Source organism: Pseudomonas pisciculturae (genome assembly GCF_015461805.1).
In the GTDB taxonomy this organism is placed as follows: Bacteria; Pseudomonadota; Gammaproteobacteria; order Pseudomonadales; family Pseudomonadaceae; genus Aquipseudomonas; species Aquipseudomonas pisciculturae.
In genome coordinates, this window is the sequence record NZ_JACVZE010000003.1 from 401,862 (window position 1) to 415,081 (window position 13,220).

General features: G+C 59.7%; 7 protein-coding genes. 2 read left to right on the forward strand and 5 right to left on the reverse strand.

Annotated elements, in window-relative coordinates; genetic code table 11:
• Window positions 1-65 precede the first annotated feature (65 nt).
• The 3 genes from ICY20_RS10825 to ICY20_RS10835 form a co-directional block, all read right to left on the reverse strand.
• Entirely contained in the window at window positions 66-1,415 is a 1,350-nt protein-coding gene (locus tag ICY20_RS10825; protein WP_194937465.1) for a DUF3999 domain-containing protein, read from the reverse strand.
• On the reverse strand, window positions 1,415-4,459 hold the full coding sequence (locus ICY20_RS10830; protein WP_194937466.1) for a DUF2339 domain-containing protein: 3,045 nt from the start codon (window positions 4,457-4,459) through the stop codon (window positions 1,415-1,417). The genes ICY20_RS10825 and ICY20_RS10830 overlap by 1 nt, the downstream gene beginning before the upstream one ends.
• A 170-nt stretch (window positions 4,460-4,629) precedes the next feature.
• Window positions 4,630-7,080, reverse strand: coding sequence for a glycogen/starch/alpha-glucan phosphorylase (locus tag ICY20_RS10835; protein WP_159960315.1), 2,451 nt, complete (start codon window positions 7,078-7,080; stop codon window positions 4,630-4,632).
• Between the two features lie 240 nt (window positions 7,081-7,320).
• Between ICY20_RS10835 and ICY20_RS10840 the strand changes: the two genes are divergently transcribed.
• Entirely contained in the window at window positions 7,321-7,755 is a 435-nt protein-coding gene (locus ICY20_RS10840; RefSeq protein ID WP_017734855.1) for a YkgJ family cysteine cluster protein, read from the forward strand.
• A 193-nt stretch (window positions 7,756-7,948) separates the two neighbouring features.
• On the opposite strand, the gene typA is transcribed toward ICY20_RS10840, so the two are convergent.
• Window positions 7,949-9,769, reverse strand: coding sequence for a translational GTPase TypA (typA, locus tag ICY20_RS10845; protein WP_032890153.1), 1,821 nt, complete (start codon window positions 9,767-9,769; stop codon window positions 7,949-7,951).
• Between the two features lie 139 nt (window positions 9,770-9,908).
• Window positions 9,909-11,363 (reverse strand): tRNA uracil 4-sulfurtransferase ThiI, encoded by a 1,455-nt coding sequence (gene thiI / locus ICY20_RS10850; RefSeq protein ID WP_159960317.1) that lies wholly within the window; start codon window positions 11,361-11,363, stop codon window positions 9,909-9,911.
• Window positions 11,364-11,697: 334 nt separating this feature from the next.
• On the opposite strand from thiI, the gene glnA reads away from it, so the two are divergent.
• Window positions 11,698-13,104: a type I glutamate--ammonia ligase gene (gene glnA, locus ICY20_RS10855; protein ID WP_064054085.1), complete on the forward strand. Its 1,407-nt coding sequence runs from the start codon at window positions 11,698-11,700 to the stop codon at window positions 13,102-13,104.
• Window positions 13,105-13,220 lie beyond the last annotated feature (116 nt).

The window sequence follows — 13,220 nt, forward strand, 5'->3', positions numbered from 1 at the left end:
CCCGCGCAGTTTAGCGCGAGTCGGGGCTGATTTCCTCTAATCAGAGGATTTAACACCAATAGAGTTCACGGTTTGCCCTGGGGTTTGCGCAACAAACTGTAGGCCATGGCCCCCAGTACCGCCACACCGAGCAGGAGCACGGCCCAGAGCCCGAGTTTTTTCCAGTTTGGCCCGGCATCCCTGGCCGCTACTGCGACAGGCGAGGTGACCGCGACGTCCCCGTCTACCTTGGCCAGCCCCAGGGCCTTGAGACGCTCGGCGCTGTAGTCAGGTATCAGGGTAGAAAGCGGCAGGTTGGCCGCCTTGACCGACGCATTGCCCAGCACCAGGGTGAACGGCGGTTCGCCCCGCGCCAGGAACACCAACTGGGTCGCATGCACGGCAAACCGCAGGGCCGGCGCTTCAGCACCCAGGCCGCCGCCGCGCTCGTCCACCTGTAACTTGAGTTCGTTGACGGTCTGACCGGGCAACTGCAATTGATCCTGCACCACATCCTGGCCGTTCTGGGTCAGGCGATACAGCAGGCCATTGCTCAGTGGTTGCCAGGCCTGCTTGCTGTCGCGACGACCGGCCAACGTAACGGGCGCCAAGGTATTGGGCTGCCTCAGCTCGATGCGCAGTCGCTCGACACTCAAGGCGGTGGGCAACTGCCAGGTGTATTCCCCGGCCTTGAGTCGCGCTCCCGCCAATGGCTGCGACCACACCAGCGGCGTCGACAAGCGGCTGCTGGTCGCACTCACTAACGTGGCCGATGTCAGCTGCGGCGCCGCCTGATCCTTCCACACCAGGCGCAGGTAACGCGCCGGTTGGCCCGGCAGGTTCACGTCATGCTGCTCTACCCGCTCATCGGCAAACGACAGGCGCGCCACTTGCCCATCGCCCCAGGCTTGCCAGTGCTGCAAGTCGTCGCTGGCTTCAATGCTGAAACGCTGGAAACCGTCCTGCTCATGGCTCCAGTCCAGGGTCAGCTGCTGCAACGGCGCCTTGATCGCGCTGGCATCCAGCACCCAGCCGCGCAGTACTTGCTGGCTTTTGACCGAGGGCGGGCGAACCTCCAGCAAAGTGCCCTCGGCAGTGGATTTCATCACCACGCCTGGCAACGCTTCCTGCGTATCGGCGGCGTACAGCGGGAACCACTTCACCTCAGTGACGTTGCGGCTTTCGGTGCGCTGTGAAACCTGGCGCGACAGCGAATAGGCCTGCGGCTCACCCGCTGCGTTGAAAATGCGCACGTCACTGAGATCGGCCTGGCGGGCGTTCAACTGCACCGCCAACGGCAACTCCAATCGGTACCAGGGGCCATTGCCACTGATCGACAAAGGGACTTGAGCCGCGAAATCCGTTGGTGCTTCCAACGCATAAGCCGCCGAACACATCCCCCATACCGCTAAGCCACCCAAACTCAGCTTGCCCATCAAGAAGACGCTCCCTCAGTTTCAACACGCTTGGGCGGCAGCGGTGCGAAGTAGCCCACCACCAGCAACAACCCGCCCACACCGATAAACGACACGATCCGCGCCAGCCCGCCACGGTTACTCAATTCGACAAAAAACAGCTTGGCCACCACCACGGCAATCAGCGCCGCACCGATCAGCCACACTTCGCGACGATGGCGCAGGTGGCCGCCGATCATCAGGCCGAGGGCGATCAGGGTCCACACGATCGACAAGCCGGCTTGCACCAGCATCGATTCAAGCAAAGCGTCGAGGTGGAACGGCACGCCGCCCCAGTGGTGCGCAGTGCGCATCACCAAGGCCGTAAAGAACGCAAACAGCGAGAGCCCCGCCACACCCTGGGCGATCTGTTCATGTTGTGGCGCGACGCTGCGTGCCCACAGGTAAACGCCCAAAAGCGCGAACAGTAGGCCCAAATCCAGCGGGTTTAGCAGTGGCACATAAGGCAGCGGCTCGGCCGTGCCGTCGCTGAAGGTGTTGGCCAGCCAGAACCAGCCAAGCATCAGTGCGGCCAACGGCAAGGCGGCGAGTACGCGGTATTGCCTTGGATACGCCGACACCGGCCACGGCCAAGTGCGCGGCGTGGCAGCCAGCACCAGATACAGGCTGGGCAGAATCGCCCAGCCCAACCAGCGCCAGGCGTTGTAGTGATCCGAGAGCAACATCAGGCCGTAACGCATTTGCAACGCCAACACGCCGATCAGCATCCAGCAGCCCAACACGTGGGCAGCGCTCAGCACTTTTTCGGGCACCAGCGCCGCCAACCGCCGCAGCGAGATGAAATGCACGGCGAACACCGCCAACCAGGCCAGCCAGCCGAACTGCGCGGCGGGGTGGTAATACTCGCTCCACGCCTCCAGTAACGCGAGGCCCGCCGCTGGCATCAACAGCGTGCTGGCAACACCCAACGCCGCCCAGCGCAAACGTAGCGCCAGAGCCGTCCAGAGCACCGCGCTCAGCGCCGCCGCCAGCAGCAACAGTGGGGTGTGCAAAGCCGCAGGGGCTGTGCGCCACACTTCAATGATCGCTGCCAGTGCCCACCAGGCCACGCCCCAAGCGAGCAGGCCCTCGGACAAACGGCCACGGGGCAAGCGCCAGGCGCCGAGCATTGCTGCCAAAGCGATGATCAGCGGTGTCCATGCGTTGTTCACTGGGTCGAGCGCAAATAACGCGCCGGCCAGCACTTGCACGGCGATACCACAACGCACGACCGCTGCCGAGCCGATGCGCTGGCCGGCCCACAGGGTTGCAAGCCCCGCCAACGCCCAACTGATGATGCTGCCCTGCGTCGAAAACAACAGCGGCGCCAGCAGATAAGCGCAGCCAAGGCCCAGGGCGGCGAGCCACGGAGCGCCCAGGCGTTCCCAGCGCCGGGTGTGTTCCGGCGCGGCTTCGTGTATTTGATAAAAGCTGAACAGCAGTGCCGCGCCCAGCAACAAAGCCCCCAAGGGTGCGCCTTGCAGCAAGGTATCCTGGCCATCGCGCAGTTCGCTGAGGAAGGCCAGTAACGACCCCAGTTGCAACAACAAAGCGAACGCCCGTGCAACGGTTCGCTGCTGGCGCATCCCGAGCCAGAAGATCCCGGCGCCTTCGACAGCCCACGCTGCCGCCGTCCAGCGCGCATCGAGGCCCAGCGGAATCGCAAGGCTCGCGAAAATCACGCCAAGCGCCAGGCAGGTTTGCGTCAGAAGCACTGCGCGCCCGCCGCTGAGCACGCGGGCCAGCACCATGTAAATAATGCCCAGGCCCAGCGCACTGAACGCAGCGGCGAATTCCAGGTGTTGCACCAACGCGAACTGCAAGCCAAAGCCTACCAACGGCGGGCCGAACAATAAGGTGCCGTCGACATAGTCGCCCTTGCGCAATTGCGCACCCAGGCTATCGCCCTCGCTCGACTCCAGCAGTTTACGTCGGGCAAACAAGAGGCCGATGGCCAGGTACATCACGAAGAACAAGATCAGAAACGGCTCGGTGCTCCACAGCAGTTCCGGGGTAAAGGAACGCGCGCCCCAGGCGAACCCAATACCAAAGGTGCCGACAAAACCGATCACGTTCAACGTGCGCCAAGCCTTGAACCAGGCAATCGCGAGGATGCTGGCATTGAGCAACGCAAAGTAGCTGAACAGCGCCACATGGCTACCCGCGCCGGTGGACACCAGGATCGGCGCTGCAAAACCGCCCAGCGCAGCCGCACAGGCCAGACCCAACGCATCCTGGGTGATCGCCAGAATCGCCGAAAAGACCGTGACCGCTACCAGCAAGCCCATCGCGGCAGCCGGATCAATCAGCGGGTGCAAACGCATCGCCGCAAACACCGTGAGGTACAACACCGCAATGCCTGCGCCTTGCAGCATCAAGCCGTAGTTGCCGTTGCGCAGCCGCAGCCACCAACCCAAGCCCAGCAGGCCAACGGCCGCCGCCGCAACCCCGGCATAACGCAGTTCAATGGGCACCACCATGCCTTCGGTGGCATAACGCAGCAGGAATGCCAGGCCGAGGAACAGCAGCACCACACCTACCCGCAGCACGGTATTGCCGCCCAGCAGCCAGTTGCGCGCAGCGTTGACGGCACGTTGAATCAGGTCAGGTTCGCGGGGGGTAGCCGGTTGTTCAACGCGCGGCTTGGGAGCCGGAGCCCATACATCCGCCGGTAGCGCTTGGCTGGCTTCAGCGACCGTGGCTGTGGGCTGCAAATCGACAGGCAGTTCCCAGACAAGGTCGGGGGCCTTGGCGACGGGTGTGGGTTCGGGAGTGGAGGGTTCGACGATGACACTGCTTGTGGGCGCCGGCACTTCCAGCTGCCGCAGGCGGTCACCCAGCGCGATCAGCGCCTTTTGCGTGGTTTCCAGCTGAGCTGCCTGTTTGTGGGCTTGGGCCGCCAGTTGCGACAGGCGAATAGCCTGGCCGATGCCGAGGCCCAACAGCGCACCGATGCCCGCATCGCTGAACGACTCATCGAGTGTCCAGCCGAGCGCGAGGCCAATCAGCATGAAAATCCATTGCATGGTCGATATTCCCTGGGCAAACCGGGGCTCAGTATATCGACGCAGGGCTAATGTGGGAGGGGCTTATGTGGGAGCGGGCTTGCCCGCGATTGCGGCGTACCAGTCGACATATTTGTTAACTGGCATACCGTAATCGCGGGCAAGCCCGCTCCCACAGGGTATTGCGATGCTTAGTCGAGCGCTTTCCAGATCTCGGTGGCGTATTCCCTGATCGTGCGATCAGACGAGAACCAGCCCATCCTTGAAGTATTCAGCACCGCCGAACGCCACCACGCCTTTGAGTCATGCCAATGTGCTTCGACCCGCGCCTGGGCATCCCAGTAGGAATCGAAGTCGGCACACACCAGGAAGCGGTCGTAGTCGATCAAGCCGTCGATCAGCCCTACATAGCGACCAGGATCATCCGGCGAGAACACCCCGCCGCGAATCGCTTGCAACACATCATTGAGGCGATGGGACGCAGCAATATCCTGACCTGCGTTGAACTCACCGGCGTGCTTGCGGGCTTCCACCTGCTGGGCACTAAGGCCAAAGATAAACATATGCTCGGCGCCCACGCGCTCGTGCATTTCCACGTTGGCGCCGTCCATGGTGCCGATGGTCAGCGCGCCGTTGAGGCCGAACTTCATGTTGCTGGTGCCCGAAGCCTCGAAGCCTGCTGTAGAGATTTGCTCCGACAAGTCGGCCGCCGGGATGATGCTTTCCGCCAGGCTGACGTTGTAGTTGGGCAGGAACACCACCTTGAGCAAGCCGCGCACGGTCGGGTCGTTGTTGACGGTGCGGGCGATGTCGTTGGTCAGTTTGATGATCAACTTGGCCTGGTGATAACTGGCCGCTGCCTTGCCCGAGAAGATCTTCACCCGTGGCACCCAGTCGGTGCCCGGCTCGGCACGAATCGCCTGGTACAACGCCACGGTGTGCAGCAGGTTGAGCAGTTGGCGCTTGTATTCGTGGATGCGCTTGACCTGCACGTCGAACATTGCCGCCGGGTTCACCGAAATGCCCAGACGCTCATGGATGATATCTGCCAGTGCACGCTTACTGTGCAGACGCTGGTCGGCGAAGGCTTTGCGGAACGCCTGTTTCTCGGCAAACGGCTCAAGCTCAATCAGGCGTTGCTCAGGCTTATCGAGAATGTCCGGGCCGAGGGCTTCCACCAGCATGTCGGTAAGCTTGGGGTTGGCCTGGTACAGCCAGCGACGGAAGGTGATGCCGTTGGTTTTGTTGTTGATGCGCTCGGGGTAAAGCTTGTGCAGTTCGGAGAACACCGTGCTGCGCATCAGCTGTGTATGCAGGCCAGACACGCCGTTGACGCTATGGGAGCCAAGAAACGCCAGGTTACCCATGCGCACGCGGCGGCCGTTGTCTTCTTCGATCAACGACACGGCGCGCAGCACGTCAAAGTCGTGGATGCCTTTGGCGCGCAGCGAGTCGATATGCTGGGCGTTGATCAGGTAGATGATCTGCATGTGCCGGGGCAGCATGCGTTCCATCAGGCCTACAGGCCAGGTTTCCAACGCTTCGGGTAGCAGGGTGTGGTTGGTGTAGGACAAAGTTTCAACGGTCACATCCCACGCGGCGTCCCACGGGATATCGTGAAGGTCTACCAACTGGCGCATCAACTCGGCCACGGCAATGGACGGGTGGGTGTCGTTGAGCTGGATCGCCGCGTGCTCGCCCAGGCTCAGCACCGAGCCGTGCATGTTTTTGTGCCGGCGTATCAGGTCTTGCAACGAGGCGGCGACAAAGAAGTATTCCTGGCGCAGGCGCAGTTCCTGCCCCGCTTCAGTGCTGTCGGCCGGGTAAAGCACTCGAGAGATGCTTTCGGCACGGGCCACTTCGGCGACGGCGCCCAAGTGGTCACCGGCGTTGAAACGTTCCAGATGCAGGTCTTCGACGGCGCGGGCACGCCACAACCGCAGGGTGTTGACGCTGGCGCCACGCCAGCCGACCACCGGGGTGTCGTAGGCAATGGCGCGCACGGTTTCGTTGGGCGTCCACACTTGGATCAGTTTACCGGCAGCGTCCGGCTTGGTCTCGACGCTGCCGCCAAAGCCGATGGGGTAAACCACTTCAGGGCGTTCGAACTCCCAAGGGTTGCCGAAATCGAGCCAGTGTTCGGTCTGCTCCTGCTGCCAGCCATCGACAATCGCCTGGCGGAACAACCCGTGTTCATAGCGGATGCCGTAGCCGTGGCCAGCAACACCCAGGGTCGACATGCTTTCCATAAAGCACGCTGCCAGGCGGCCCAGGCCACCGTTGCCGAGCGCCGCATCGGGCTCCAGCAGGCGGATGCGCTCCAGGTCTACGCCCAGCTCCGAGAGGGCTTCGCGGGCGATCTCCAGCACGCCAAGGTTGCTCAGGCTGTCGTAGAGCAAACGACCGATCAGGAACTCCAGGGACAGGTAGTACACCCGCTTCTGGCCCTTGCGGTAGATGCGCCGCGTGTGGTCCATCCAGTGATCGACCATCTGGTCGCGCGCGGCCAGGGCAATGGCTTCGAACCAGTCGTGGTCGAAGGCGTGATCCGGGTCCTTGCCCACCGCATAGGTGAGTTTGGTCAAGACGGCATCGCGAAATGCGGCTACCTCTGCTTCTCGTGCAAGTGGTTCCTGAGACATCAATTGCGACCTCGGGCGAGATAGAAGGAGTTGCTAGAGCCTAGACGGTCTGACAAACGGTGACCGCTCTGGTTCGGCACTTTTTTAACGCATTTACCTTTGCGGGGTTTTGATGCATTGGCCGTGCCTGCTTTTGAGACAAGCGCACCTTTTGGCCGAAACCCTGAAAATATTGTTCAAAAAATCACCAATCCCGGTATGATCGCGCGCCCGGATACAGCCCCACCTTTTGGAACCCTGATGAAGCCTCAATTGATCGCCGCCGCGGAACTCGACCGTCTTGAAACGTGGCAGAAATATTCCGCGCATATGTGCGGTGGCTGCGTGTCCAGCTGCTGCACACTGCCGGTGGAAGTGAAGGTCAAGGACCTGATCCGCATCGGCCTCGTCGATGAGTTCGAGCTGGGCGACCCGGCGAAAAACATCGCCAAGCGGTTGCAGAAGGAAGGCATCGTTGAGCGCTTCAATTCCAAGTCCGAGATTTTTACCCTACAGCGCATGAGCAACAACGATTGCCTGTTCCTGGATCGTAAGACGCGCTTCTGCACTATTTATGACAAGCGCCCGGATACTTGCCGCAACCACCCCAAGATCGGGCCGCGGCCGGGGTATTGCGCGTATAAACCGAAAGAAGTGGTGCGTGAGACCAAGTTCAAGACGCTCGATAAGTTCTGATCCAAATCTTGTAGTGGCTTCAAGGGCCTCATCGCAGGCAAGCCAGCTCCCACATTTGGATTTGTGAACACATTCAAGTGTGGGAGCTGGCTTGCCTGCGATGGGGTCAATAGAGACAACACACAAACTGCAGGCACAAAAAAACGCCCCCGGCCTTTCGACCGGGGGCGTTTTTCATTCAGCCTGAGTTAACTCAGTTCTTGGCTTTCTTGGCAGCGCGGGTACGCTCGCCTTCGTCCAGGATCTTCTTACGCAGGCGGATCGACTTAGGCGTAACTTCGCACAGCTCGTCGTCCTGGATGAATTCCAGGGCCTGTTCCAGGGTGAAGCGAACAGGTGGAACCAGAGCGATGGTTTCGTCTTTGCCCGAAGCACGCATGTTGTCGAGCTTCTTGCCTTTGGTTGGGTTGACGCCCATGTCGTTGTCACGGCTGTTCAGACCAACGATCTGACCGTTGTAGATCTCTTGACCGTGTTCAACGAACAGCTTGCCACGCGCCTGGAGGGTTTCCAGGGAGTAGGTCAGCGCCTTGCCGGTTTCTACCGATACCAGAACACCGTTCTGACGGCCGGACATGTCGCCGGACTTCATGGTGTCGTAGCGATCGAAGATCGAGGTCAGGATGCCAGCACCGTTGGTCAGGGTCAGGAACTGGTTACGGAAACCAATCAGGCCACGAGCAGGGATGTTGTATTCCAGACGTACACGGCCTTTGCCATCCGGCACCATGTTGGTCAGGTCGCCTTTACGCAGACCCATTTCTTCCATCACCTTGCCCTGGGATTCTTCCGGGGTGTCGATGGTGACGTTTTCGAACGGTTCCTGCTTCACGCCGTCAACCTGACGGATGATCACTTCTGGACGACCAACGCCCATTTCGAAGCCTTCGCGACGCATGGTTTCGATCAGTACCGAGAGGTGCAGCTCACCACGGCCGGAAACCTTGAACTTGTCAGCCGAGTCGCCTTCTTCAACGCGCAGTGCAACGTTGTACAGCAGCTCTTTGTCCAGACGTTCCTTGATGTTACGGGAAGTCACGAACTTGCCTTCTTTACCGCAGAAAGGCGAGTCGTTTACCTGGAAGGTCATGGAAACGGTTGGCTCGTCAACGGTCAGAGGCTTCATCGCCTCGACGTTGTCTGGCTGGCACAGGGTGTCGGAGATGAACAGGGAGTCCATACCGCTCACGCAAACGATGTCGCCAGCGAAAGCTTCTTCAACGTCGATGCGGTGCAGGCCGTGGTGACCCATCAGCTTCAGGATGCGACCGTTACGCTTCTTGCCGTCGGCGCCGATAGCAACAACCGGGGTGTTCGGCTTGACGCTACCACGAGCGATACGGCCAACGCCGATAACACCCAGGAAGCTGTTGTAGTCCAGTGCCGAGATTTGCATCTGGAACGGGCCGTCACGGTCAACTTTTGGAGCCGGTACGTTGTCGACGATCGACTGGTACAGCGGGGTCATGTCTTCAGCCATGTCGGTGTGTTCCAGACCGGCAATGCCGTTCAGGGCCGAGGCGTAGACGACTTTGAAGTCCAGCTGTTCTTCGGTAGCACCCAGGTTGTCGAACAGGTCGAAGATCTGGTCCAGAACCCAGTCCGGACGCGCGCCTGGACGGTCAACCTTGTTGATGCACACGATCGGACGCAGGCCGGCTTCGAACGCCTTCTTGGTCACGAAACGGGTTTGCGGCATAGGGCCGTCTTGGGCATCAACCAGCAGCAGAACGGAGTCAACCATCGACATTACACGTTCAACTTCGCCGCCGAAGTCGGCGTGGCCCGGGGTATCCACGATGTTGATGTGGTAGCCGTTCCAGTTGATGGCGGTGTTTTTCGCCAGGATGGTAATACCGCGCTCTTTTTCCTGGTCGTTGGAGTCCATCACGCGCTCGTCGTTGAGCTCGTTGCGCTCCAGGGTGCCGGATTGACGCAGGAGTTTGTCTACCAGGGTGGTTTTACCGTGGTCAACGTGAGCAATGATGGCGATGTTACGTAGATTTTCGATCACTTGTGTATCTCGATCAGAGGATTCGGTGTGCTGACAGGTCGTGGCAGCGATTAACAGTAGAGTCAGGCCTTGCCGTTACAGCTTGACGGCAGAGTCGGGGGGCCGGTGACGCAGGCCACAGGCATACAGCCCCGGGCTCTTAGCTCGGTCGATAAACGCGCACATTGGCATACCCCTCACTGAGCAAATGGTGGGCATGCAGGCGACTCATCACGCCTTTGTCGCAATACAGCAGGTACTGACGGCTGTTATCCAGTTCCTTGAAACGCGCGTTCAATGCATAGAACGGCAGCGTTTGTACGTCGATGCCAGCGACTTCCAGTGGCTCATCTTCAGCGGCATCCGGGTGACGGATGTCGACGATGATCTGGCCGGCCAGGGCTTCGCTGACTTCTTCGATCTGCACATCCTGGCCCAACTCGTCGATTACGCGATCGATCGGGACCAGCTTGGCGTTCTCGAGCGCACGCTCCAGAATCGCCATATCAAACTGTTGTTCTTCGTACTCCACGCGGTTGCGCTTGGCGTGGGTCTTGGGGTTCACCGAGATGACCCCGCAATATTCAGGCATGTGCTTGGCAAAATCCGCCGTGCCGATTTCTTCGGCCAGGTCGATGATGTCCTGCTTATGACTGGCGATCAGCGGGCGCAAGACCAGCTTCTCAGTGACGCAATCGATCAGCGACAGGTTGGGCAGCGTTTGGCTGGACACCTGGGAGATTGCTTCACCGGTCACCAAGGCGTCGATCTGCAACTGATCGGCGATCCGGGACGCAGCGCGCAACATCATACGCTTCAATACTACGCCCATATGACTGTTATCGACTTTGCCTAGGATTTCGCCCAGCACTTCCTCGAACGGCACGCTTACAAATAGCACGCGTTGGGAGCTGCCGTACTTCTTCCAGATAAAGTGCGCGACTTCCATCACGCCCAATTCGTGTGCACGCCCGCCCAGGTTAAAGAAGCAGAAGTGGCTCATCAGGCCGCGACGCATGATCTGGTAGGCCGCCACCGTGGAATCGAAACCGCCAGACATGAGAACCAGGGTCTGTTCCAGGGCGCCCAACGGGTAACCGCCGATGCTGTTGTGCTGGCTATGGATGACAAACAACCGTTGGTCGCGAATTTCCATGCGCACTTCAATTTGCGGCGCTTTCAGGGAAATTCCGGCAGCGCCGCACTCACGGCGCAGCTTGCTGCCGACGTATTTTTCGACATCCATGGAGCTGAAGGTGTGCTTGCCAGCACGCTTGCAGCGCACCGAAAAGATCTTGCCCTCGATCTCACTGCCGAAGTGCTGTTTGCACTTCTCGGTGATGTCGTCGAAGTCGCCCAGCGGGTACTCATCCACCTGCAGGAAATGCGCGATGCCCGGCATGCAGCTCAGGCGCTCGGTCATGTCCTTCAAGGCTTTGGCGTCGGTGATGCGGGTTTCCAGTTCGAGGTTGTCCCACACGCCGTTCACCACCACAGCCGGGTCCAGGTCTCGGAGCACGGCACGGATGTTCTTGGCCAATTGACGGATGAAACGCGTCCGTACCGGTCGGCTTTTGATGGTGATCTCGGGGAAGACTTTAACGATTAATTTCATGGAAACAGCGCGCGCCGGGCCTGCTGAAAAAGGGGGGCGCGGATTATAGCGGAAATCGCTCAAGGTTTAACCAGTTAATATGCACCCGACTGTCATCGCACTAAATAGGTGCGTTTGCACGCAGTGGCGCCACATTGCGGTGCGCTATTTTCGAGCTTTTGTCGCATTGCACCTTTATAGGGGCGTTTTTGGACCAAAAAACCCATGTTGGCGCACTGGCATGCAATTTGCTCTCTTGTGAGGCAGGTTGCCATGGCGGAGTATCCGCGCCGGCATCACCCACATTCTAAGGGCTAACTCCACTACCCCAGCCCGAAGCCACCCGGAGGACACTATGTCGAAGTCGGTTCAACTCATCAAAGATCATGACGTTAAATGGATTGATCTGCGCTTCACGGACACCAAAGGCACTCAGCACCACGTGACCATGCCGGCTCGCGACGCGCTGGATGATGCTTTCTTCGAAGAAGGCAAAATGTTCGACGGCTCCTCCATCGCTGGCTGGAAAGGCATCGAAGCCTCCGACATGATCCTGATGCCGGACGACAGCACTGCCGTACTGGACCCGTTCACCGAAGAGCCAACCCTGATCCTGGTTTGCGACGTGATCGAGCCTTCGACCATGCAAGGCTACGACCGCGACCCACGTGCGATCGCCAAGCGTGCCGAGGAATACCTGAAGTCGACCGGTATCGGCGACACCGTATTCGTAGGTCCAGAGCCAGAATTCTTCATCTTTGACCAAGTGAAGTTCAAGTCCGACATCTCCGGCTCCATGTTCAAGATCTACTCCGAACAAGGTTCGTGGATGTCCGACCAGGACGTGGAAGGCGGCAACCATGGCCACCGTCCAGGCATCAAAGGTGGTTACTTCCCAGTTCCGCCGTTCGACCACGACCACGAAATCCGTACCTCCATGTGCAACGCCATGGAAGACATGGGCCTGGTCATCGAAGTGCACCACCACGAAGTGGCCACTGCCGGTCAGAACGAAATCGGTGTGAAGTTCAACACCCTGGTTGCCAAGGCTGACGAAGTTCAAACCCTGAAGTACTGCGTACACAACACTGCCGTAGCTTACGGCCGTACCGCTACCTTCATGCCTAAGCCTCTGTACGGCGATAACGGTTCGGGTATGCACGTTCACCTGTCCATCGCCAAAGATGGCAAGAACACCTTCGCTGGCGAAGGTTATGCCGGCCTGTCCGACACTGCCCTGTACTTCATCGGCGGCATCATCAAGCACGGTAAGGCCCTGAACGGCTTCACCAACCCGTCGACCAACTCCTACAAGCGTCTGGTCCCAGGTTTCGAAGCTCCGGTAATGCTGGCCTACTCGGCTCGCAACCGTTCCGCGTCGATCCGTATTCCTTACGTGTCCAGCCCTCGCGCTCGCCGTATCGAAGCTCGCTTCCCGGATCCAGCAGCCAACCCGTACCTGGCCTTCGCTGCCCTGGTAATGGCCGGCCTGGACGGTATCCAGAACAAGATCCACCCAGGCGATGCCGCCGACAAAAACTTGTACGACCTGCCGCCTGAAGAGGCCAAAGAGATCCCACAAGTGTGTGGCAGCCTGAAAGAAGCCCTGGAAGAGCTGGACAAGGGCCGTGCGTTCCTGACCAAAGGCGGCGTGTTCAGCGACGACTTCATCGACGCTTACATCGGCCTGAAAAGCGAAGAAGAAATCAAGGTTCGTACCTTCGTACACCCACTGGAATACGAGCTGTACTACAGCTGCTGATCCGGTAGCGCTGCTTAACGTGGCGTGATGAAAAAAAGACCTCCTTCGGGAGGTCTTTTTTTTGCCCGTTTTTTAAGCAGGGTTCCTACTTCTTTTTAGGCCCCTTCCGGCATCCC